This window comes from Streptomyces sp. NPDC017676 (assembly GCF_044329325.1).
In the GTDB taxonomy this organism is placed as follows: domain Bacteria; phylum Actinomycetota; class Actinomycetes; order Streptomycetales; family Streptomycetaceae; genus Streptomyces.
In genome coordinates this window covers 13,358-36,654 of record NZ_JBIRJA010000001.1, presented here as the reverse complement: position 1 = coordinate 36,654, position 23,297 = coordinate 13,358, and the positions used below count along the sequence as shown (strand labels likewise).

Annotated in this window: 15 protein-coding genes; 8 read left to right on the top strand and 7 right to left on the bottom strand. The window is 71.0% G+C overall.

Going from position 1 to position 23,297, the window contains the following annotated elements:
- Window positions 1-151: 151 nt before the first annotated feature.
- From ACH4LD_RS00135 to ACH4LD_RS00120, 4 genes are all read left to right on the top strand, one after another.
- The gene (locus tag ACH4LD_RS00135; protein WP_103810068.1) at window positions 152-1,066 is read left to right on the top strand and encodes an ABC transporter permease; all 915 of its coding nucleotides are present in this window, start codon (window positions 152-154) and stop codon (window positions 1,064-1,066) included.
- Window positions 1,059-1,958, top strand: coding sequence for an ABC transporter ATP-binding protein (locus ACH4LD_RS00130; protein WP_398052994.1), 900 nt, complete (start codon window positions 1,059-1,061; stop codon window positions 1,956-1,958). Before ACH4LD_RS00135 ends, ACH4LD_RS00130 begins: the two co-directional genes overlap by 8 nt.
- A 102-nt stretch (window positions 1,959-2,060) precedes the next feature.
- The gene (locus tag ACH4LD_RS00125) at window positions 2,061-4,271 is read left to right on the top strand and encodes a CDP-glycerol glycerophosphotransferase family protein (protein ID WP_398052993.1); all 2,211 of its coding nucleotides are present in this window, start codon (window positions 2,061-2,063) and stop codon (window positions 4,269-4,271) included.
- Window positions 4,268-5,932, top strand: coding sequence for a glycosyltransferase family 2 protein (locus ACH4LD_RS00120; protein WP_398052992.1), 1,665 nt, complete (start codon window positions 4,268-4,270; stop codon window positions 5,930-5,932). The genes ACH4LD_RS00125 and ACH4LD_RS00120 overlap by 4 nt, the downstream gene beginning before the upstream one ends.
- An 82-nt stretch (window positions 5,933-6,014) precedes the next feature.
- On the opposite strand, the gene ACH4LD_RS00115 is transcribed toward ACH4LD_RS00120, so the two are convergent.
- A complete protein-coding gene (locus ACH4LD_RS00115) occupies window positions 6,015-7,433 on the bottom strand; it encodes a hypothetical protein (RefSeq protein WP_398053587.1) in 1,419 nt (472 codons plus the stop codon).
- Window positions 7,434-7,682: 249 nt separating this feature from the next.
- The gene (locus tag ACH4LD_RS00110) at window positions 7,683-12,629 is read right to left on the bottom strand and encodes an NAD-glutamate dehydrogenase (RefSeq protein WP_398052991.1); all 4,947 of its coding nucleotides are present in this window, start codon (window positions 12,627-12,629) and stop codon (window positions 7,683-7,685) included.
- A gap of 599 nt (window positions 12,630-13,228) precedes the next feature.
- On the opposite strand from ACH4LD_RS00110, the gene ACH4LD_RS00105 reads away from it, so the two are divergent.
- Window positions 13,229-13,795: a DJ-1/PfpI family protein gene (locus ACH4LD_RS00105; protein ID WP_132785964.1), complete on the top strand. Its 567-nt coding sequence runs from the start codon at window positions 13,229-13,231 to the stop codon at window positions 13,793-13,795.
- Between the two features lie 439 nt (window positions 13,796-14,234).
- On the opposite strand, the gene ACH4LD_RS00100 is transcribed toward ACH4LD_RS00105, so the two are convergent.
- On the bottom strand, window positions 14,235-14,903 hold the full coding sequence (locus ACH4LD_RS00100; RefSeq protein ID WP_398052990.1) for an HAD family hydrolase: 669 nt from the start codon (window positions 14,901-14,903) through the stop codon (window positions 14,235-14,237).
- Window positions 14,904-14,960: 57 nt separating this feature from the next.
- Complete coding sequence (locus ACH4LD_RS00095; protein ID WP_398052989.1) at window positions 14,961-15,473, bottom strand: DUF6912 family protein; 513 nt, start codon at window positions 15,471-15,473, stop codon at window positions 14,961-14,963.
- A gap of 338 nt (window positions 15,474-15,811) precedes the next feature.
- On the opposite strand from ACH4LD_RS00095, the gene ACH4LD_RS00090 reads away from it, so the two are divergent.
- The gene (locus ACH4LD_RS00090) at window positions 15,812-16,291 is read left to right on the top strand and encodes an Rv3235 family protein (protein ID WP_398052988.1); all 480 of its coding nucleotides are present in this window, start codon (window positions 15,812-15,814) and stop codon (window positions 16,289-16,291) included.
- A gap of 267 nt (window positions 16,292-16,558) precedes the next feature.
- Here ACH4LD_RS00090 and secA read toward each other — a convergent pair whose 3' ends face one another.
- On the bottom strand, window positions 16,559-19,369 hold the full coding sequence (secA, locus tag ACH4LD_RS00085) for a preprotein translocase subunit SecA (protein WP_398052987.1): 2,811 nt from the start codon (window positions 19,367-19,369) through the stop codon (window positions 16,559-16,561).
- A 253-nt stretch (window positions 19,370-19,622) separates the two neighbouring features.
- On the opposite strand from secA, the gene ACH4LD_RS00080 reads away from it, so the two are divergent.
- Both ACH4LD_RS00080 and ACH4LD_RS00075 read left to right on the top strand, forming a co-directional pair.
- Window positions 19,623-20,192, top strand: coding sequence for a GNAT family N-acetyltransferase (locus ACH4LD_RS00080; RefSeq protein ID WP_103810059.1), 570 nt, complete (start codon window positions 19,623-19,625; stop codon window positions 20,190-20,192).
- 85 nt (window positions 20,193-20,277) lie between these two features.
- A complete protein-coding gene (locus tag ACH4LD_RS00075; protein ID WP_398052986.1) occupies window positions 20,278-21,453 on the top strand; it encodes a winged helix-turn-helix domain-containing protein in 1,176 nt (391 codons plus the stop codon).
- A gap of 4 nt (window positions 21,454-21,457) precedes the next feature.
- Here ACH4LD_RS00075 and ACH4LD_RS00070 read toward each other — a convergent pair whose 3' ends face one another.
- Both ACH4LD_RS00070 and hpf read right to left on the bottom strand, forming a co-directional pair.
- A complete protein-coding gene (locus tag ACH4LD_RS00070) occupies window positions 21,458-22,201 on the bottom strand; it encodes a response regulator transcription factor (RefSeq protein ID WP_132785959.1) in 744 nt (247 codons plus the stop codon).
- Window positions 22,202-22,403: 202 nt separating this feature from the next.
- Complete coding sequence (gene hpf, locus ACH4LD_RS00065; protein ID WP_374938323.1) at window positions 22,404-23,102, bottom strand: ribosome hibernation-promoting factor, HPF/YfiA family; 699 nt, start codon at window positions 23,100-23,102, stop codon at window positions 22,404-22,406.
- Between the last annotated feature and the right edge of the window lie 195 nt (window positions 23,103-23,297).

Sequence of the window (23,297 nt, the reverse complement as noted above, 5' to 3'; positions counted from 1 at the left end):
GGGCCTACGCTCGCGTTGCGACGATACGGTCCCGTCCCGACGTAAGAGAACGTGAAGAGAAGCGTAAGGAAACGCCGGACGACGGGCACGGACGCGGCGATCCGGCGACAGTCGGGCGCAGCACCCCCTCCCCCGAGCGAAAGCAGCGGATGTGAGCCAGGTCCTCCACACACCGCCCCCCACCCGGGCCCCGGCAGACGACGATCTCGCGGCGCTGGCCGCCCGGCACGGCCTGTCGGTCAGCGGCGCCCGCCCCACCCTGCCGGAGTACGTCCGCCAGCTGTGGGCCCGGCGCCACTTCATCAGCGCCTTCGCCACCGCCAAGCTCACCGCGCAGTACAGCCAGGCGAAGCTCGGCCAGGTCTGGCAGGTCATGACCCCGCTGCTGAACGCGGCGGTCTACTACTTCATCTTCGGCGTGCTGCTCGGCACCAAGCACGGCGTGCCCGACTACATCCCGTTCCTGGTCACGGGCGTGTTCATCTGGACGTTCACGCAGAGCTCGATCATGGCGGGCACCCGCGCGATCTCCGGCAACCTCGGCCTGGTCCGCGCCCTGCACTTCCCGCGCGCCGCCCTGCCGATCTCCTTCTGCCTCCAGCAGCTCCAGCAGCTGCTGTTCTCGATGGCCGCGCTGGTCGTCATCCTGCTCTGCTTCGGCGTTCCGGTCGCCGTCTCCTGGGTGCTGGCCCTCCCGGCCCTGGCGCTCCAGTTCACGTTCAACGCCGGCGTGTCGATGATCATGGCGCGGATGGGCGCGAAGACCCCGGACATCGCCCAGCTGATGCCGTTCGTGCTGCGCACCTGGATGTACGTGTCCGGCGTGATGTGGAGCATCGACAAGCTGGCCGACAAGGACGACCTGCCGCACGTCGTCACCGTCCTGCTGGAGATCAACCCGGCCGCCGTCTACATCGACCTCATGCGGTTCGCGCTGATCGACAGCTTCCACGCGAGCCAGCTGCCCCCGCACGTGTGGGCGGCGGCGATCGGCTGGGCCCTGGCCGCGGGCATCGGCGGCTTCATCTACTTCTGGAAGGCTGAGGAGACGTACGGCCGTGGCTGAGCGCAGCGAAGAGAAGGTCCCCACCGTCGTCGCCGACCGCGTCGACATCGTCTACCGGGTGAACGGCACCGGCGCCGGCCGGGGCTCCGCCACCGCCGCCCTCAACCGCATCCTCCGCCGCAAGCAGACCGAGAAGGCGGCCGGCGTGCGCAAGGTGCACGCCGTGAAGAAGGTGTCGTTCGTCGCCCACAAGGGTGAGGCGATCGGGCTGATCGGGACGAACGGCTCCGGGAAGTCGACCCTCCTGAAGGCGGTCGCCGGCCTGCTCCCGGTGGAGAACGGGCGTATCTACACCGACGGCCAGCCCTCCCTGCTGGGCGTCAACGCGGCTCTGATGAACGACCTCACGGGCGAGCGCAACGTCTTCCTCGGCGGGCTCGCCATGGGCATGTCCCGGGAGCAGATCAAGGAGCGCTATCAGGACATCGTCGACTTCTCGGGGATCAACGAGAAGGGCGACTTCATCACCCTGCCGATGCGCACGTACTCCTCGGGCATGGCGGCGCGCCTGCGCTTCTCCATCGCCGCCGCCAAGGACCACGACGTCCTGCTGATCGACGAGGCGCTGGCCACCGGCGACCGCTCCTTCCAGAAGCGCTCCGAGGCGCGGATCCGCGAGCTGCGGCAGCACGCGGGCACGGTCTTCCTGGTCAGCCACAACAACAAGTCGATCCGTGACACGTGCGAGCGGGTCCTGTGGCTGGAACGCGGCGAGCTGCGCATGGACGGGCCGACCGAGGACGTGATGAAGGAGTACGAGGCGTTCACCGGCGACAAGAAACCGGCCCCCAAGAAGCCCGCACCGAAGGCGGATGCCCCGAAAGCGAAGCCGGTTGCCATAAAAACGGACACACCGCAACCGGATGCCCCGAAAGCCGGTCTTCCTTCCTGAGCGCAGCTCTTACGCCAACCGTAGTTATCCCTTTCATCCGCTTAATGACAGTATGTTATGAAGGGTGCGCCGGGAGACGACGAGTCGAAGGAGTCCATCGCGATGCCCCAGTTGAGCGTGATCGTCCACGGGCCGAACGCACAGGGGCATCTGACCGATCTGCTGGACTCCTTGGAGGCCCACCCCCTCACCGACGTCGAGGTGATCGTCGCCGCCGTCGGTGACTGGGCCCAGGAGACGGCCGAGCACCACGCGCCCGAGACGATCGTCGTCCCGCTGCCGGACGGCACCGGTGATCCGGCGGCCCGCGCGGCCGGCGCCGCCCGCGCGTCCGGCCGCTGGCTGCACTTCGTCCACGCCAAGGACGGCCTGCCGGCCGGAGCGGCCCGCCTGATCGCCGAGCGGACCGCCGAACTGGACGCCACCGCCACCGCGGAGCCCGTCGACGTCCTCCTCTTCGACCACGTCACCACCACCTGGCAGACCGCCGCCAGACCCTCCCGCGACGGCCGCCACCTCGCCGCCGTCGGCCGGGCGGGCCGGCCCCTGGACGAGGCCGCCGACCTGCTGCGACTCACCCCGCTGCTCGGCAACCGCGCCCTGCGCACCGCGTTCTGGCGGGCCCACGAGGAGCGGCTGAACACCGACGACGAGCAGCGCGCCGCCCAGGCCGCCCTGCTGCACGCCGGCCGGGTCGCCTGCCTCAACCAGACGGCGTACGAGCACCGTGTGCTGCGCCCCGAGAGCCTGCCGCCGCGCGCCCCCGAGGACCGGCTCCGGCTCATCGACCGCTACGAGTCCCTGCTCGCGCTCGCCAGGGACCGCCGCGCCCCCCGCACGGTGCTGTACGACCTGATGGTGCGCGACCTCATCCGCACCTTCGCCCGCGAGGAGCTGCCCGACCCGGTGGCCCGCGAGTTCTTCCGCCGCGCCTCCGTGGCCGCGGTCCGCTGGCGCCCGGAGGGCCACCGGCACCCCGCGGGCCTGGAAGGCGTACGGCACGCGCTGCTGGAGGAGGGCGCGTACACCAGGTACCGCGCGTTCCAGGCCGCCAACCGAACCCGCCGCGCCGCCCGCAAGGCCGTACGCACCCGCAAGCGGCAGCTGAGCACCAGGATCCGCGACCACCAGTACCAGCGCGCCCTGAGCCGCCCGGTGGACCCGCACCTCGCCGTGTTCGCGGCCTACTGGGAGCGCGGCGTGGCCTGCAACCCGGCCGCCATCGCCGCCAAGCTCGCCGAACTCGCCCCGCACATCCGCCCGGTGTGGGTGGTGAACAAGCAGAACGAGGCCCTGCTGCCGCCCGGCACCGACCACGTCGTCCCCGGCACCCGCCGCTACTGGGAGACCCTCGCCACCGCCAAGTACCTGACGAACAACGTCAACTTCCCGAACGCGGTGGTCAAACGCCCGGACGCCATCCACCTCCAGACCCACCACGGCACCCCGCTCAAGCGGATGGGCCTGGACCAGATGGACCACCCGGCCGCCGCCAAGGGGCTGGACTTCGCCGCCCTGCTGACCCGGATCGACAAGTGGGACTACAGCGTCAGCGCCAACAGCCACTCCACCCGGATGTGGGAGCGCGCCTACCCGTCCCGCTACACGTCCCTCGACCACGGCTATCCGCGCAACGACGTCTTCTACACGGCCACCGCCGCCGACGTCCGCGCGGCCCGCGACCGCCTCGGCATCGCCCCGGGAAGGACCGCCGTCCTCTACGCCCCCACCCACCGCGACTACGAGGCCGGCTACACCCCCCGCCTCGACCTCGCCGCCCTCGCCGACCGCCTCGGCGACGACACCGTCCTGCTGGTCCGCGCCCACTACTTCTACGGCGGCGCCGCCTCCCCGCTGACCGGTCTGCGCCGCTCCGGCCGGATCATCGACGTCTCCTCCTACGACCCCGTCGAGGAGCTGTGCCTGGCCGCCGACGCGCTGGTCACGGACTACTCGTCGATCATGTTCGACTACGCCAACCTGAACCGCCCGATCGTGATCTACGCCGACGACTGGGAGACGTACCGCACCACCCGGGGCGTCTACTTCGACCTGATGGCCGAGCACCCCGGCCAGGTCGCCCGCACCCAGGAGGAGCTGGCCGAGATCTTCCTCTCCGGCGCCTGGCGCGACGAGAGCGCGGCCAAGGCGCGGGCCGCGTTCCGGCGCCGGTTCTGCGAGTACGACGACGGGCGCGCCGCCGAACGCGTCGTACGCCGGGTGTTCCTGGGGGAACCGGAGGACGCGCTGCCGCCCGTGCTCCCCATCGAGGACCGCACCCCCGCCCCGACGCCCGAGGAGGCCACGGCATGACCCGCCCCGACGTCACGGTCACGGTCATCGTCTTCAACGACGCGGCCCGCCTGCCCCGCGCGGTCGCCTCGCTGCGCGCGCAGACCCACGCGAACATCGAGATCGTCATCAGCGACGACCACTCGACGGACGAGACGCCCACGGTGGCCAGGGAGCTGGCGGCCCAGGACCACCGCATCCGCTACATCCGGCTGCCGGAGAACAGCGGCGGGTGCAGCGCCCCGCGCAACCGGGCCATCGAGATCGCCCGGGCGCCGTACCTGATGTTCCTCGACAGCGACGACGAACTCCCGCCGCGCGCCGTCGAGTCGCTGCTCGCCGCGCACCGCGAGCGGGACGTCGACTTCACCATGGGCGCGGTCCGCCGGGTCCGGGTGGACAACGGCCGCCGCTCGACCTGGATGCCGCACCTGGTCGCCGAGCGCCGCACACTGGAGGGCATCGAGGCGGACCCCCGTCTCCTCTTCGAGCACCTGTCGACGAGCAAGATGTACGCGCGCGCCTTCCTCGACCGGCACCAACTCCGCTTCCCCGAGGGCATCCACTACGAGGACCAGCTGTTCTCGGCACAGGCGTACTGCCTGGCGGACGCGTTCACGATCATCCCGGACCCGGTGTACGTCTGGTACATCGAGCCGTTCGCGGACGCGTCCTCCGCGTCCATCTCCAACCAGCGGCACAAGATCTCCAACGTCAGCGACCGCGTGCACGTCCAGCGGCTGATCGACGAGTTCCTGGTGAGCAGCGGGCACGCGGGGCTGCGGGAGGACAAGGACTACAAGTTCCTCAAGCACGACTTCCGGATGTACGCCGGTGACCTGCCGTACCGGGACGAGGAATGGCTGACGTCCTTCGCGGAGATCATGAACCCCTACCTGGACACGCTCTCCCCCGAGGCGTACGGCCGGCTGCCGCGCGCCGAGCGGGTGGTGCTGGAGCTGCTGCGGGACGGCCGCACGGACGAGGCCCGGCTGGCGGCGCGCGGACTGGGGCACGCGGTGGCGCCGCGGCGGGTGACGGCCGACGGTTCGGGGGTCCCGTACTGGGGTGACACCGTGCCCTCCACGGACCGCGCCCGTCGCGAACTGGACCTCTCGGAGCTGGAGTTGGACACCCGGCCGTTCCCGACCGCCCTGTTCCGTCATGAGATCACGGAGCTGACGCCCGGTGCGGGGGCGACCGTGACCCTGGCGATCCGCACCTACGACCCCGGTCTGCGCCTGCCGGTCGGGCCCCAGCGGGCGTCCTTGCTCCTGAGCCCCGGCCGACGCCGCATGACGACCCCCTTCCGTCTGGACCCGGTCCGCCCCGGCGTCTTCGAGGGCACGGTCCGCCTCGACCTCGCGTCCGCGCCGGTCCCGCTCCACGGCTTCCAGGGCGTACGACACCCCGTGGTCCGCCTGGACCAGCAGGGCGTGTCCAACTCCGGGCTGCTCCTGGCCCCGTTGGACTTCCCGGCCCGCACGGCCCGCATCGACTACCACTCCGGCGCGGCCCCCCACGAACTCACCGTCGAACCGGAAGGCCGCAACCCCGGCCGCCTGCAGCTCCGCTGGCGTCCGGTCGGGGTGACGGCCCGGATCACCCGGCCCGCCGTCCGCCGTCTGGCCCGGCCCCGGGTACGGAACGCTGCGCGGCTGGTGGCGAGTGTGCTGAAGTAATTCGGGCCTTGAGCGCCGTTGCGGTGTGCGTGCGTGGGCGACCACGGGACCGTCGTGGCCGCTCGCGCAGTTCCCCGCGCCCCTAGGGAGCTGCCGTGCCGCCTGCTTCGGGGAGCACTCGGTACAGGACCTGGCCGCCCGGGCCCACGGCCGTCCGGTGGAGCCACGGTGCCTCGGTGCCCCCCACGACCCATTTCACGCCGTACTCCCGCAGAATCCCCCGCCGCTCCTCCGCGCCCGCCGCCGGCGAGAAGTACCGGTCCACCGCCGCCTGCCTCCGTCCGGCGTCCGGAAGGAAGAAATCCGGGTACCCGGGCGCCACGGTGTACGGACCGTACGCGGGGATCTGCCGAGCCGGGAACTTGCGCGCCATCACCACGTCCCCGTACCGCACCCCCGCCCGCATGATCCACTGGTAACCGGCCCACGGCGTCCGGTACTTCGCCGCGACCGCCCCGGGCAGCGCGTCCCGCGGCACCGCGTACCCGAGCGTCCCGGCCTGCGTCCACGCCCCCACCGCCAGCGCGGCGAGCAGCACGCACGCCCACACCCGCCGCACCACGGCCCGCCCCGCCGACACCGCCTCCAGCGCCGCCGCGAGCTGCGCCGGGATCAGCGCGGCGGGCAGGGCCCGGCCCCAGGAGTAGTGGCCGGTCAGACCCCCCGCCGCGAACACCAGCGCGCCGAAGAGGAAGAAGAGGACCAAGGGGTCGCGGTGGTCGCGGCGCAGGCGGAGGGCCAGCGCCACCACCCCGAGCAGCACCAGCCCGAACCGCCCGGCCAGGTGCTGGTACAGCGGCCGGTGGACGGCCTCCAGGTCCGCGCCGGCGGAGAACAGCGAGAAGAAGTCGTAGTACGGCCAGAGCCACAGCACCAGCAGGCCCAGGAGCAACCCGGCGCCCAGCCGGAGCAGCGCCCCGCGCGCCGGTCGCGCCGCGAGCACCATCGCCAGCCCGCCCAACGAGGCGACCACGCCGGTGAACTGGTGGCACAGCAGGATCACCGCCCACAGCGCGCCCAGGCCCAGGCACACCCCCCAGGTCACCTCCCCGCGCACCGCCCGCGTCAGCCAGGCCCAGAAGTGGAAGGCGAGCCCGAGCGCGAACACACTGGGGTACGACACCGTCAGCGCGAGGGAGTTCAGCCCGAGGAAGCCGCTCCAGTTGAACAACAGCGGCCCCCAGAGGAGGACCAGGCTCAGGAAGGCCAGCGCGGGGGCGGCGCGGTGGCCGCTCAGCGTACGGACGTAGCGTCGGACGCCCGTGACCAGCAGGCCCAGTCCGGTGAGCGCGGCCAGGCGCAGGACCACGAAGACCGACAGGCCCGTCAGCTTGGCGACGGTGCCGAGCAGCAGCATCCAGGGCGAGTCGTACGGGCTCGGCGTGTCGGCGTCGACCAGCGGGTTGCCGGGATGCAGCAGGCTGTGCCGGAAGCGCTGGACCGTGGCCGCGTGCATGCCGAGGTCGCCCGCCCACGGCAGGCGGACGACGACCCAGAACATCAGCACCACGACGAGCGCGGCGGCGATCTGCGGCAGCTCACGGCCCACGCGCGACACGGAGCCGCCCGGTGGTGCCGTACGGCTCACCTGTTCGGTGTCAGACGGCGCGGTGTGCACACGCCGACCCTATCCGAAGCATCCCGAAGAGCAGGAAAAGGTAAGTTCGCCGCACGATTCGGACGAGAAGCGGGCAAGAAGAGGGGCGCCCCGGGGAGATGGTCCCCGGGGCGCCCTCTTCCTGCCGTACGGCTACGAGTGCGTCCGCAGCAGCGTCCGCATCGTGCGCATCGCCACCGACAGGTTGGCGAGATCGAACGAGTCCGAACTGCGGATCTCGTCCAGCGTGGTGCGGGCACGGCCCAGGAGCGCGCTGTTCTTCTGCTCCCACGCCTTGAACCGCTGCTCCGGCGTCGAGGTGCCGTTGCCCACCGCGAGGACGTCCGCGGTGAGGGCCGCGTGCGCCGCGTACAGGTCCTCACGGATGGAGGCGCGGGCCATGGACTGCCAGCGGTCGGCGCGCGGCAGCTCGATGATGCGGTCCATGAGCTGGGTGATGTTCAGCCGGTCGGCGAGGTCGTAGTAGACCTCGGCGACGTCCAGCGGCTCCTTGCCCATGCGGTCGGCCACCGACACGATGTCGAGCGTCGGGAAGGCGGAGGAGAAGCCGGCCACGCGGGTGGCGAGTTCGTCCGGGACGCCCGCCGCGGACAGCTCGTCGTACACGTGCTGGTACCACTCCGCGTCCGCGCCCCGCAGCAGCTTCGGCAGCTCCTGCCAGACCCGCTCGACCCGCTCGGCGAAGAACTCCACCGTCTCGGCGAGCTGGAGCGGCTGCGGCCGGTTGTTGAGCAGCCAGCGGGTGCCGCGCTCGACCAGGCGGCGCGAGTGCAGGCGGATGCGGGTCTGAACGGCCGCGTCGACCTGGTTGTCCAGGGCCTCGACGGCGTCCCACACGGGCGCCGAGCAGAAGATCGCGCGGGCCGCGGTCTGGGCGCGGACGATCTCCTCCAGGGAGGCGCCTGTCTCCTCGCGCAGCCGGTGCAGATACGTCGTACCGCCCGTGTTGACCGTGTCGTTGACCAGCACGGTCGTGGTGATCTCGCGGCGCAGCGGGTGGTTGTCGATCGCGTCGGCGAACCGCTCGCGCAGGGCCGTCGGGAAGTAGGCGTGCAGCAGTCCGCGCAGGTACGGGTCGTCCGGCAGCGAGGTGTGCAGCAGCTCCTCGGCGACCGTGATCTTCGTGTACGCGAGCACGACGGCGGTCTCCGGGCTGGTCAGGCCCTGGCCCTGGGCGAGGCGCTCACGGATCTGCCGGTCGGTGGGCAGGAACTCCAGCGCCCGGTCCAGGTGGCCCTCGCGCACCAGGTGACGGATGAACCGCTGCTGGGCGTGGAGCATGTCCTTCGCCTGGAACAGGGCGTTGGCCAGGGCGGTGTTCTGCGCGTAGTTGTTGCGCAGGACCAGCGCGCCGACCTCGTCGGTCATCTCGGCGAGCAGCTTGTTGCGCTGCTTGACGGTCATGTCGCCGTCCGCGACCAGGCCGTTCAGCAGGATCTTGATGTTCACCTCGTGGTCGGAGGTGTCCACACCGGCGCTGTTGTCGATCGCGTCGGTGTTGATCTTGCCGCCGTGCAGGGCGAACTCGATCCGGCCGAGCTGGGTCAGGCCCAGGTTGCCGCCCTCGCCGACGACCTTGACCCGCAGGTCCTGGCCGTCGACGCGGATGGCGTCGTTGGCCTTGTCGCCGACGTCCCCGTTCGACTCCGACGACGCCTTCACGTACGTGCCGATGCCGCCGTTCCACAGCAGGTCCACCGGCGCCGTGAGGATCGTCTTCATCAGGTCGGCCGGGGTCATCTTGGTGACCTTGCCCTCGATGCCCAGCGCCTCGCGGATGTGGCTGTTGAGCGGAATCGACTTGGCCGTGCGCGGGAAGATCCCGCCGCCCGCCGACAGCAGCTCGGTGTTGTAGTCGGCCCAGCTGGAGCGGGGCAGCTCGAACAGGCGGCGGCGCTCGGCGTAGGAGACGGCCGCGTCCGGGGTGGGGTCGATGAAGATGTGCCGGTGGTCGAAGGCGGCGACCAGGCGGATGTGCTCGGACAGCAGCATGCCGTTGCCGAACACGTCACCGGACATGTCACCGATGCCGACGACCGTGAAGTCCTCGCTCTGCGTGTCCACGCCCAGCTCGCGGAAGTGCCGCTTCACGGACTCCCAGGCGCCGCGCGCGGTGATGCCCATGCCCTTGTGGTCGTAGCCGGCGGAGCCGCCGGAGGCGAAGGCGTCGCCGAGCCAGAAGTTGTAGGTGTTCGCGACCTCGTTGGCGATGTCCGAGAAGGTCGCGGTGCCCTTGTCCGCGGCGACCACCAGGTAGGTGTCGTCGCCGTCGTGCCGGACCACGTCCCGCGGCGGCACGACCTCGCCGGCCACCATGTTGTCGGTGATGTCGAGCAGCGCCGAGATGAACGTCTTGTAGCTGGCGATGCCCTCGGCGAGCCAGGCGTCGCGGTCCACGCTCGGGTCGGGGAGCTGCTTGGCGACGAAGCCGCCCTTGGCGCCGACCGGCACGATGACGGTGTTCTTCACCATCTGCGCCTTGACCAGGCCGAGGATCTCCGTACGGAAGTCCTCACGCCGGTCGGACCAGCGCAGACCCCCTCGGGCGACCTTGCCGAAGCGCAGGTGCACGCCCTCCACGCGCGGCGAGTACACCCAGATCTCGTACGCCGGGCGCGGCGCGGGCAGGTCCGGGATGGCCTGCGGGTCGAACTTCATGGAGACGTAGTCGTGCGGCTTGCCGCCGGGCGCGTCCTGGAAGAAGTTCGTGCGCAGGGTCGCCTTGATGACGGTCAGGAAGGACCGCAGGATGCGGTCCTCGTCCAGGCTGGCCACCTGCTCCAGGGCCGCGTCCAGCTCCTCCAGCAGCGCGTCGGTGATCTCCACACCGGCCTGCTGCCGCTCCGGGGACATCCGCGCCTCGAACAGGGAGACGAGGAGCCGGGTGGTGTGGACGTTGTTGCGGAGGGTGTCCTCCATGTAGTCCTGCGAGAAGGTCGAGCCGGCCTGCCGCAGGTACTTGGCGTAGGCGCGCAGCACCATCGCCTGCCGCCAGGTCAGCCCGGCGCTGAGCACGAGCGCGTTGAAGCCGTCGTTCTCGGCCTGGCCGGTCCAGGTCGCGGCGAAGGCCTCCTGGAAGCGCTCGCGGGCGTCGTCGCCCAGGTACTCCCCGCCGCCCGCCGCCTTGGGCATGCGCAGACCGAAGTCGTAGATCCAGGCGGTCGTGCGGTCCGCGCAGCGCAGCTCGTACGGCCGCTCGTCGGTGACCTCGACGCCGAGCCGGCTCAGCACCGGCAGCACCTTGGAGAGGGAGACCGAGCCGCCCTTCTGGTAGATCTTGAAGCGGCGCTCCTCGGGCGCGGCACCCACCGGCTCGTACAGGCTCAGCGAGAAGGTCTTGTCCTCGCTGAGCTGCTCCAGGTGGACCAGGTCGGCGACCGCGGCACGCGGGCTGTGGTCGGCCTTGTACCCCTCGGGGAAGGCGTTGTTGTAGCGGCGCAGCACCTCGGCCGCGCGCTCCTCGCCGCACTCGGCGGTCAGCGCCTCGGCGAACGCGTCGGACCAGGAGCGGGCGGCCTCGACCAGACGGGCCTCGATGCGCTCCTTGTCGGCGTCCGACAGCTCGGGCAGGTCGGTGCCCTGCGGGACCCGGACGACGAAGTGCAGCCGGGACAGGATCGACTCGGTGTTCCAGGCGGTGAAGTCGACGCTGATGCCGCCCAGCTCCTCCTTCAGGATGTCGATGATCCGAAGGCGCACGCCGGTGGTGTAGCGGTCGCGCGGGAGGTAGACGAGGGCCGAGTAGTAGCGGCCGTACTCGTCCTGGCGCAGGTACAGCCGCAGCCGGCGGCGCTCCTGGAGGTAGAGCACGCTCGTGGCGATGGACTGCAGTTCCGCGGCGGGCGTCTGGAACAGCTCGTCGCGCGGGTAGGTCTCCAGGATCTGGAGCAGGTCGCGGCCGTCATGGCTGTTGGGCGAGAACCCGGCGCGCCGCAGCACCTCGTCCACCTTGCGACGGATGACCGGGACGCGGCGCACGGACTCCGTGTACGCGGCGGAGGAGAACAGACCCAGGAAGCGCCGCTCACCGACGACGTTGCCGTCCGCGTCGAACTTCTTGACGCCGATGTAGTCCAGGTACGACGGCCGGTGCACGGTGGCCCGGCTGTTGGCCTTGGTCAGCACGAGCAGCTTGTGCTCGCGCGCCTTGGCCCGGGCGTCGGCCGGGAGACGCTCGAAGGAAGGGCTGACCGGGTGCTGGTCGTCCTCGGCGTGGTGCGGGTCCGAGCGCAGTATGCCGAGACCGGTGCCGGGCACGGCGGCGAGCGTGTCGTCGTCGCGCAGCTGGTACTCGCGGTAGCCGAGGAAGGTGAAGTGGTCGTCGGCGAGCCAGTGCAGCAGCTCGCGGGCCTCCTCGACCTCCGGCCCGGGCAGGTCGGCGGGGACGGGCTCGCCCTCCAGACCGTCGGCGATGCGGGTCGCCGCGTCCCGCATCTTCTCCCAGTCCTCGACGGCCTCGCGGACGTCGGACAGCACGCGCAGCAGGTCGGCGGTGATCTGCTTCAGGTCCGCGCGGTCGGTCTCGCGGTCGATCTCGACGTGGATCCAGGACTCGACGTGCGTGTCGTGCGGGAGGTCTCCGGTGAGCCCGGTGGACCGGTCCGGCAGCACCTCGATCAGCTTGCCGGTCAGATCCCGCCGGACGACGAACTGCGGGTGGATGACGACGTGGATGCCGCGCCCCTGCCGGGTCAGCTCATTGGTGACCGAGTCCACGAGGAAGGGCATGTCGTCGGTGACGACCTCCACGACGGTGTGGCTGCAGGTCCACCCGTTCTCCTCCACCGTCGGGGTGTGCACCCGGACGTTCGCGGTGCCCTGGGGACGGGTCTCGGCGAGACGGTAGTGCGAGACCGCGGCGCCGAAGACGTCGACCGGGTCGCGGTCGGCGAGGTCTTCCGGGGCGGTGTGCAGGTAGTAGCGCTGGAGGAACGCGAGCACGGATTCGCTGTCCGGGGTGCCGGGGGTGCCCTCGCTCGTCGTCCCGGTCGGTAGGTGCCCCCCGACCGGGCTGTTCTCAGCTACCCGGGCGGCCCGTTCGAGCAGCTCGGCCTTGGCTTCGTCCAGCTTGGTCTGCATTGTCCTCTGGCTCCTGTCGCGCGCCGTTGCGTGACGTAGAAGGAAGTACGGTCTCTTTCCCTCCGGCTCGACGCCACGGCCCGGGGTGTCCGGTCCGGTCCGACGCTATGCCGCGAGGTGAGATGAGCGGGGGGAATTCGGCCATTCTCGGCACGTCCGTGGAGTGTGACGCTGCTCTCGGCACCGCCGTGCCCCGGGCCGTCCTCGGCGTCCTGGAGGCGTCCGCGCCCCCGTCCCGCCCGCGAAGACCAGCGACCGCGGCCCGGTCACGGAGGTGTTCCGTGCAACCCGGGCGCAGGGCAGGAGCAGGATCGCCCCCGCGAGATATCGCGCTGATCACGCCACAAGGCTATCGCCACTTACCCCGGGCCCGTCATGAGCCGTATGTGTACAAAACCGAGGGGTGAAGTTTGACGTTCTGCACAGCGGCGGGGCGGGGGCGGGTGGCGTATCCGGCGGCTGGTTCCCTTCCGGGTCACCCGGTCGCGCCCCCGGGTCCGGGGTCGCACCCTGAAAAGCGCCGGGCCCTCTTGGCAAGGGGCGCCCGGCGGAGGCACGGTGCCCAGGACACTGTGCGGAGTCTCCCCGGAGGAGCCGACATGCCCACCAAGATCCTCATCGTCACCGGCGACGCGGCGGAGTCCCTGGAGGTGCTCTACCCCTACCAGCGACTGCGCGAAGAAGGCTACGACGTCCACATCGCCGCCCCCACCCGCAAGACCCTCCGCTTCGTCGTGCACGACTTCGAACCCGGTTTCGACACCTACACCGAGAAGCCCGGCTACACCTGGCCCGCCGACCTGGCCTTCTCCGAGGTCGACCCGGGCGACTACGCGGCCCTCGTCATCCCCGGCGGCCGGGCTCCGGAGTACCTGCGCAACGATCCCGAACTGCGCAAGATCCTCAAGGCCTTCTTCGACGCCGACAAACCGGTCGCCCAGATCTGCCACGGCCCGCTGCTCACCGCCGCGATCGACTCCCTGCGGGGCCGCCGGGTCACCGCCTACCCGGCGCTGGAGCCGGACATGCAAGCGGCCGGCGCGGGCTTCCAGGACACCGAGGCGGTCGTCGACGGCACCCTGGTCTCATCCCGCGCCTGGCCGGACCATCCGGCGTGGATGCGGGAGTTCCTGAAGGTGCTCCGCTCCAAGGCCCCGGTGAGCTGAGCAACGCTCGCGCGGCACCGCCGCCCGGCTCGCGGTACGCCGACGGAGTCAGGCCGGTGCCGCCGTACGCCGGCGGCGTGAGGTCCACGTTCGCGGCACGCCGACGGCGTCAGGGCCGCGCCCGCCCGTACGTCGCCGGAGTGCGGCCCGCCGTACGCCGGCGGCATGAGGTCCACGTTCGCGGCACGCCGACGGCGTCAGGCGCGTGCCCGCCCGTACGTCGACGGCGTCAGGTCCGCCGTACGCCGGCGGCGTGAGGTCCACGCCCGCGGTATACCGGCACGCTCGCGGCACGCCGACGGCGTCAGGTCCGCTGTGGCCGGTCCCGGTCGTGCGGTTCCCCGCGCCCCCGGGGAGCCGCGGCGGCCGGTGCGCCCGTCCCCGGCCGGTCACAGCACCTGACGTGGCGCCCGCGCAGGGCCACCGACGCCCCGCGGGGCTACGCCGCTATCCTCCGCGCCTCGGCCACCGCCTCGGCCAACGTGTCCACCACCGGCACCCCGACCCCCTCCAGACTCACCCGGCTGTGCGACCCCCCGCTGTACAGCACGGCCCGCGCCCCCACGTGCCGGGCGGCGACCGCGTCGTCCGCCGCGTCCCCGATCACCACGGTCCGCTCGGGCGCCACCATCCCCGCCAGCGCCTCCAGGTGCCGCACCATGTGCTCGGCCTTGCTGCCACCGGACGGCCCCGTACGCCCGTCGACCCGTATGAAGTGCGCCTCGATCCCGAAGCCCCGCACCAGCGGCACCAGGTCCTCGTGTCCGTACATGCTCAGCAACGACTGGCTGTGCCCCGCCGAACGCCACCCCGCGAGCAGGTCCTCCGCCCCCTCGGTCAGCCGGCACCGCACCTGGTGCTCGGCGTAGTAGCGGTGGAAGACCCCGTCCATCAGCTCCCACTCGGCGTCGGTCGGCAGCCGGCCGAGCAGCCGCTCGTAGAACTTCGGCACCGGCACGCAATACAGCGCCCGGTACTGCTCCAGCGTGATCGGCGCCAGCCCCAGCTCCGCGAAGGCCGCGTTCGTCGCCCCGATGATCGCGTCATTGTCGTGGAACAGCGTCCCGTTCCAGTCCCAGACGATGTGCGCGCTTCCCTGCGTCCCCATGTCCAAGACCGTACCCGCCCCCACTGACAATCAGGGCACCACCGGGATCGGCGCAGCTCAGCCCAGCCCGACCAGGTTGGGGATCTCCTGCGTGGCGTACCACAGCAGCTCGTGGTCGTCCGCCCCGTCCACGACGAACTGCGCGTCGTCGTCCCCGCCGTCCGCCGCCTCCAGCGCGTCCGCCGCGGCGGCCACGTCCGGCTCCGCGTCCTCGGCGTCGACGTGCACGGAGGCCGCCTTCGCGAGCGGCACCGCGACCTTCACGGTGACCTCGCCGAGCGCGGCGGGTTCGAGCGCGCGGTCCGGGTCGACGCTCGCGGCACCGTCGGGCACGTCCACGGCGACCACGACCCGGCGCCGTACCGCGTCCGGGTCCGCCGCGAGCAGCCGCAGCGAGGCCAGCGCGGCCCGGCTGAGCGCGGCGTACTCCAGCTCCTCGATGTCCTCGGACAGGTACCACTCGCGCAGCGCGGGCGTGACGGCGTACGCGACGAAGGGGCCGGTCCCCAGCTCACCCGTCTTGTACGCCTCGGCGAGGGCGGGGAGGGTCAGGGGGACGTAGACGCGCATGCTGGCCGCTCTTTCCTGTTCCTGGTCGAAGGCTCCGCTGGGGCCCCGGGGAGGGCGGCTGGCGCGTCTCCCGGAGGGCCTTCAGGATACGTGCGGCCGTCCCCTTTCGGGCCCCTGCCCGCCCCCGTGGAGGCGTCCACTCCAGGCCGTCGATTCACCCTCCTCGGCCGCTTGACCCTGGGGCGCGGGGCTCCCCCGGTCCCTCGGATAGGTGAACCTTCCGTGCCCTCTCCCGCACCCCGGCGCTTCCTTGCCACCCTCTCCTGGGCCGCATACAAGATCCCCACCATCTGGTTACCGCCCGGTATCCCCCGGGCCCGGCGAACGGGGACGCCCCCATGAACAAGGTCATGAGCCGTACCGCCCAGCCCCGCCCGCGGCACCGCCCGCCGACCCGCCGCGACTCCCGCCGCCCCGGCGGCGCCCCGCCCCGCACGCCCAGCCGTCCGACGGCCACACGGCCGGAGGCAGCCCGTACGCAGCCCGTAACGGCCGCACGGCAGCCCCGGCCCACCGACCTCTTCGCCGAGCGCCTGCTGGCCGTCCTGAGCGGTCAGCGGCCCGTCCACTGGATGCTGCGGCACACCGCGGGCCGCGCCTACGACGACTTGGCCCGCCTGGCCGAACACAGCCCCCTGCGCACCCTCGGCCCCCGGCCGATCGTCCAGGACATCGGCTACTACGTCCCCAGCCAGGGCGCCCTGGAGGTCTTCGCCCGGATCGCCGCCGGGGACCAGCTGCGCGCCATGGCCTTCCGGCTGGAACTGGGCAAGGACCTCCGCTGGCGCTGCACGGCGGTGGAAACGGGCAGGACGTAGGGCTGCGGACAGTCGTCGAGGGCGGACAGTCGTCGAGGTGCGGGCGCGCCGTGGCCGGTCGCGCGGCCCCCCGCGCCCCCAGGGGAACCATGGCCGATCGCGCGGTCCCCCGCGCCCCCGGTGGAACCGCGGCAGCCGTCGCCCGGCGGGCGAACCCGCCCCCCGACCGGCCGCGGCGCAGGGCACCGCACGGCGGCATCACGACGGGGCCGGGTCCCAGTGAAGGAACCCGGCCCCGCTCAACCGCTGGAGTGCCGCGGGCGACCGTTACTTCTTGCGACGCCGCCCGCCCTTGGCCTGCCGGCGCCGCTCGGCCCGCGTGAGACCGTCCGACTCGGATCGCACCGGCTCGTCCTCCTCCAGGTCACGCTCGACGATGCCGCCCTCACCGTCCACCGTCGGCGCCGAGAAGTGCAGATCCCGGCGCTGGGGAACGTCCAGCCCCTTCGCGCGGATCTCGGGACGCGCGCCCGCCTGCGCCGGAACCGTGTCCTGGACGCCCTCGCCCACCGGCTGGGCCTCCTCGACCGGGACCTCCTCGACCTGCTGCTCGACCTGGACCTCCAGGTTGAACAGGTAGCCGACGGACTCCTCCTTGATGCCGTCCATCATCGCGGTGAACATGTCGAAGCCCTCGCGCTGGTACTCGACCAGCGGGTCCTTCTGCGCCATCGCGCGCAGGCCGATGCCCTCCTGGAGGTAGTCCATCTCGTAGAGGTGCTCGCGCCACTTGCGGTCCAGGACCGACAGCACGACCCGGCGCTCCAGCTCACGCATGATCTCGGAGCCGAGCTGCGCCTCGCGGGCCTCGTACTGCTGGTAGATGTCCTCCTTGATGGACTCCTCGATGAACTCGGCGGTGAGACCGGCCCGGTCGCCGGCCGCCTCCTCCAGCTCCTCGATGGTGACCTTCACCGGGTAGAGCTGCCGGAAGGCACCCCACAGCCGGTCCAGGTCCCAGTCCTCGGGGAAGCCCTCGGAGGTCTCCGCACGGACGTACGCCTCGATGGTGTCGTCCATGAAGTGCCGGACCTGCTCCTGCAGGTCCTCGCCCTCCAGGACCCGCCGGCGCTCGCCGTAGATGACCTCGCGCTGCCGGTTGAGGACCTCGTCGTACTTCAGGACGTTCTTACGGGTCTCGAAGTTCTGCGTCTCGACCTGGCCCTGCGCGGACGCGATGGCGCGCGTGACCATCTTGTTCTCGATCGGCACGTCGTCCGGCACGTTGGCCATCGACATCACGCGCTCGACCATCTGGGCCTTGAACAGGCGCATCAGGTCGTCGCCCAGCGACAGGTAGAAGCGGGACTCGCCCGGGTCGCCCTGACGGCCGGAACGGCCGCGCAGCTGGTTGTCGATGCGCCGCGACTCGTGCCGCTCGGTGCCGAGGACGTAGAGGCCGCCGAGCTCCTCGACCTCCTCCTTCTCCGCCTTGACGGCCTGCTCGGCCTTCTCCAGGGCGGACGGCAGGGCGGCGGCCCACTCCTCGATGTGCTCCTCGGGGTCGAGGCCGCGCTGGCGCAGCTCCGCCTCGGCGAGGTCCTCGGGGTTGCCGCCGAGCTTGATGTCCGTACCACGGCCGGCCATGTTGGTGGCCACCGTCACGGCGCCCTTGCGGCCGGCCTGGGCGACGATCTGCGCCTCGCGCTCGTGGTGCTTGGCGTTCAGCACCTCGTGCTGGATGCCGCGCTTGCTGAGCTGCTGCGAGAGGTACTCCGACTTCTCGACGGAGGTCGTGCCGACGAGGATCGGCTGGCCCTTCTCGTGCTTCTCGGCGATGTCGTCGACGACCGCCTCGAACTTGGCGACCTCGGTGCGGTAGATCAGGTCCGACTGGTCCTTGCGGATCATCGGCTTGTTGGTCGGGATCGGGACCACGCCGAGCTTGTAGATCTGGTGGAACTCGGCGGCCTCGGTCATCGCCGTACCGGTCATGCCGGAGAGCTTCTTGTAGAGGCGGAAGAAGTTCTGCAGGGTGATCGTGGCGAGCGTCTGGTTCTCGTCCTTGATGTCCACCCCTTCCTTCGCCTCGATCGCCTGGTGCATGCCCTCGTTGTAGCGGCGGCCGGCGAGGATACGGCCGGTGTGCTCGTCGACGATCATGACTTCGCCGTCGATGACGACGTAGTCCTTGTCCTTCTTGAAGAGTTCCTTGGCCTTGATGGCGTTGTTCAGGTAGCCCACGAGCGGGGTGTTCACCGACTCGTACAGGTTGTCGATGCCCAGCCAGTCCTCGACCTTGCTGACACCGGACTCGTGGATGGCGACCGTGCGCTTCTTCTCGTCGACGTCGTAGTCGCCGGTCTCCTCGACGCCCTTGAGCGGGTTGCCGGCCTCGCCGCGCTTGAGGCGCGTGACCAGCTTGGCGAAGTCGCCGTACCACTTGGTGGCCTGGTCGGCCGGGCCGGAGATGATCAGCGGCGTACGGGCCTCGTCGATGAGGATGGAGTCGACCTCGTCGACGATGGCGAAGTTGTGGCCGCGCTGCACCAGCTCGTCCTTCGACCACGCCATGTTGTCGCGCAGGTAGTCGAAGCCGAACTCGTTGTTCGTGCCGTAGGTGATGTCGCACGCGTACTGCTCGCGGCGCTGGGCCGGCGTCATGTTGGCGAGGATGCAGCCGACGCTCAGGCCCAGGAACTTGTGGACGCGGCCCATCATCTCGGAGTCGCGCTCGGCCAGGTAGTCGTTGACCGTGATGAGGTGGACGCCGTCCCCGGACAGGGCGTTCAGATACGCGGGCAGCGTGCCGACGAGCGTCTTGCCCTCACCGGTCTTCATCTCGGCCACATAGCCGAGGTGGAGCGCGGCGCCGCCCATCAGCTGCACGTCGTAGTGGCGCTGGCCGAGGACGCGCTTGGCGGCCTCGCGCACCGTGGCGAACGCCTCGGGGAGGAGGTCGTCCAGGCTCTCACCGTCGGCGTAGCGCTGCTGGTACTCCGCGGTGAGGGCTCGCAGCTCGGCGTCGGAGAGGTCGACGAAGTCCTCTTCGATGGAGTTGACCTGGTCCGCGATGCGGTGCAGCTTGCGCAGGATCTTGCCTTCGCCTGCACGCATGATCTTCGAGAGGACGGACACGGGGGCTGGTCTCCTTGCCGGTCGGGCCTGGGACGGTCGGTTTTCCTTCTGACGTACTGAGCAACGGCCATCGTATGCGAGGACCCGGCTGCGCCGGGAGGCCTGGCGGCCCGACGGCTGCGTCACCCAGGACAACGGACGGGGCGACCGGATGGTGCCGCGTCGGCGCGAGGAATTACGCGAAACGTGATCACCCGCTCACAGATCGCGAAAATCCATGGCCGGGACAGGACGTCCCGAGCAGAATCGGGCGATGGAACACGTCACGCTCACCACGGACCGTCTGCTGCTGCGCCCGGTCGGCCCCGCCGACACCGACGCGGTGTACGCGGCAGCGCAGGACCCCGACATCCAGCGCTGGACACTGGTCCCCTCCCCCTACCTCCCGGAGCACGCGATCGGCTTCACGGAGCAGATCGTCCCGGACGGCTGGTCCCAGGGCTCGACGTTCACCTTCGGCGTCTTCCTCAGGGGCGGCGAGCTGGTCGCCATGCTCGCCCTGACGATGCGCTCCCCGGGCACGGCCGAGGTCGGCTTCTGGGCGGCCAAGGAACACCGCGGCAACGGATACGTCGTGGAGGCCACGCTCACCGCCTGCCGGTGGATCTTCACCGAGGTCGGCGTCGACCGTGTCGAATGGCGGGCCGAGGTCGGCAACCACGCCTCCCGCGCGGTAGCCGAACACGCGGGCTTCACCATCGAGGGCACCCTGCGCTCCGGCCTCAACAACAAGGGTGTGCGCCGCGACTGCTGGGTCGGCTCCCTGCTCCCCTCCGACCTGGGCCTGCCCTCCACGGCCCCGTACCTGCCCGCGCGTTCCTGACCCTGTTCGCCGTTCCCGATTCGCCGTTCCCGAGGAATGGACAGCTCGTCGCGGGCTGTCAGTGGCACCCTCTATCGTCCGAGGCATGACGACCCTTCCGCGCCCGACCACCACTCTCACCGCGGACGACGCCCGCCGGATCGCTCTGCGGGCCCAGGGCCTGCTCGGCGCGCCCGACCGGCGCGCGGGCGTCCGCGGGGTGCTGCGCCACCTCGGCGCGGTCCAGCTCGACACGATCTCGGTGCTCGCCCGCTCCCATGAACTCGTGCCCTACGCCCGGCTGGGCGCGGTCGGCCGCAAGGCCGTGGAGGCCGCCTACTGGACGGACGCCCACGCCTTCGAGTACTGGTCGCACGCGGCCTGCATCCTCCCCATCGAGGAGTGGCCGTACTTCGCCTTCCGCCGCCGCGCCTACCGCGACCGCCCGCACTGGCACCACGAACTCCCCGACGGCGCCTACGACCAGGTCATCAAGCAGCTCCGCACGGAGGGCCCGCTGACCGCCACCGAACTGGGCGGCGCGAAGAAGACGAACGACTGGTGGGACTGGTCGGGCACGAAGGTCGCCGTGGAGCGCGCGCTGATGTACGGCGAGGTGGTGTGCGTGGAGCGGCGCGGCTGGAAGCGGGTGTACGACCTGGCCGAGCGCGCGGTGCCGGTCTCGCTGCTGCACGACGAGCTGGACGACTCCGAGTGCCTGCGCCGTCTGGTCCGGCTGGCGGGCGAGTCGCTCGGGGTCGGCACGCGCGCGGACATCGCGGACTATCACCGTCTCAAGGCCGAGCAGGTCGACGCGGTGATCGCGGACTCGGGTCTGGTGCCGGTCGAGGTCGAGGGCTGGGGCAGGCCGGCCTGGGCGGACCCGGCGGCCCTGGCGACGCCACCGCGCGGCCGGCACCGCACCACCCTGTTGTCGCCGTTCGACTCGCTGGTCTGGGAGCGGGCGCGCACGGAGCGGATCTTCGGCTTCACCCACCGGCTGGAGGCGTACGTCCCCCGGCCCAAGCGGGTCCACGGCTACTTCGCGATGCCGGTGCTCGCGGGCGGCCGGCTGGTCGGGCGTGTCGACCCGGCCCGGGAGGGCCGCACGCTGGTGGCCAAGCAGGTCACCCTGGACGGTCCGAAGGCGGTCCCGGCGGTCGCCCAGGCCCTGGTCGAGGCGGCGACATGGGTGAACTGCACCGACGTCCGTGTGGAGCGCGTGGACGCGCCCGAGCTGCGTGAGCCCCTGAGCAGGGAACTCGCGGGGCTGCTCGGATGAGGCGCTAGCGGATCTCCAGGATCTTCTCCCGCATCGCGTAGACCACGGCCTCCATCCGGGAGTGCAGTTGCAGCTTCTCCAGGATGTTGCGGACGTGGTTCTTCACGGTGTTCTCGGAGATGAACAGCTCCTTGGCGATGTCCCGGTTGTTCATGCCCGTCGCGACGAGCTTGAGGACCTCCAGCTCTCGGTCGGTCAGCCGGGGCGCGGGCACCAGCCGGCGCTCGTCGGTGCGCTGGATCATCGACTTGAACTCGGTGAGGAGTTTCGACGCCATCGACGGGCTGATCTGCGACTGTCCGTCGGCCACCGCGCGAATGGCGGTGGCCACCTCGTCGGTCGAGATCTCCTTGAGGAGGTATCCGGTCGCGCCCGCCTTGATCGCGTCGTAGAGGTCGGCCTCCTCGTCGCTGATCGTCAGCATGATGATCTTCGCGCTGGGGGCGACCTCCTTGATGGAGGTGCAGGCCTCGATGCCGCCGCGCTTGGGCATGCGGACGTCCATCAGCACGATGTCGGGCAGCAGGTCGGCGGCCTTGTCGACGGCCTCCGCCCCGTCGCCCGCCTCACCGACGACCTGGATGTCCTCCTCGGCCGCGAGCACGATCTCCAGGCCGCGCCGGAAGAGGGCGTGGTCGTCCACGACCAGGACTCTGATCGGCTCGCGTGACGAGCCCGCGTCCGGGTCCCTGCCGATGACATCGTCGTCGGCGTCCCCGTCCCGCATCGGTCCGAAGGTGTCCGCCATCGTTCCTCCCCCTGAAGGCTGTGGCCTGTGATCCTGTGCCATCGCCAACCCAAGGCAGCGGCCCACCGGTTGGGCCGGTGCGGCCATGATTTCATGCCCGGGCGGCACCGAGGTGACGTGCGGGGCGCGAAGTGGTCGCACACCGGTGCCCCTGGGGGCGCACACGCGCTCCAGGGGCACCCGCACAGCTTCAGCCGGGGGATCAGCCGCCCAGCGTGCCACCCGCCGCGGGGGGCTGCGTCTGCGCCTCGGCGATCATCGGGTCGGTGCTGAGGTGGATCACGCCGTAGTCGTAGGCGTGTCGCCGGTAGACGACGCTGGGTTCCTTCGTCTCGGAGTCGACGAACAGGTAGAAGTCGTGGCCGACCAGTTCCATCTCGTAGAGGGCCTGGTCGAGCGTCATCGGGGAGGCGACGTGGGTCTTCTCGCGGACGACGAGGGGGCCCTCGCCCTTGACCTCCAGCGAGCCGATCTTCTTGGTCGGCACTCCGTCCGTCTCCTCCTCCTGGACGGGGAGGCCGCTGCCGTTCAGTGTCGCCGCGCCGGGCACGTGGTCGGGGACCTCTGCCGCCGAGATCCGGCGTGCGCCGCGGCGCGAGAACCGCTTGTCGTGCTGCTTGCGCAGCCGCGCATCCAGCTTCTCCGCCGCCAGGTCGAGCGCCGCGTACGGATCGCTGGCCGCTGCCTCCGCCCGGATCACCGGACCGCGGGAGCGGAGCGTGATCTCCACTCGGTCACAGCGGTCGGCCTGTCGGGGGTTCGGCTCCTTGGACACCTCGACGTCGAGGCTGATCACCTTGGCATCGAGCCTCTGGATCTTCTCCAGCTTCAGCTTCTCGGCCACGTGCTTGCGGAACCGCTCGGGCACCTCGGTCTTGCGGCCCTTGACGACGATGTCCACGCAGAACTCCGTTCCCGGATCGCTCCGCTGCATCGGCGGAGCATCTCCCTTTCGCACCAGGTCCGGTGATCACCGGACCTCGGACTCGGTGACTTCCACCTCCTCCTCCCCCATGGGCGAGATCTCCACCCCACCGATGCGGGTGATTGCGTAAAACCCGCAGCACGGCATTCGGATATGAGAGGTGTGGCCTGC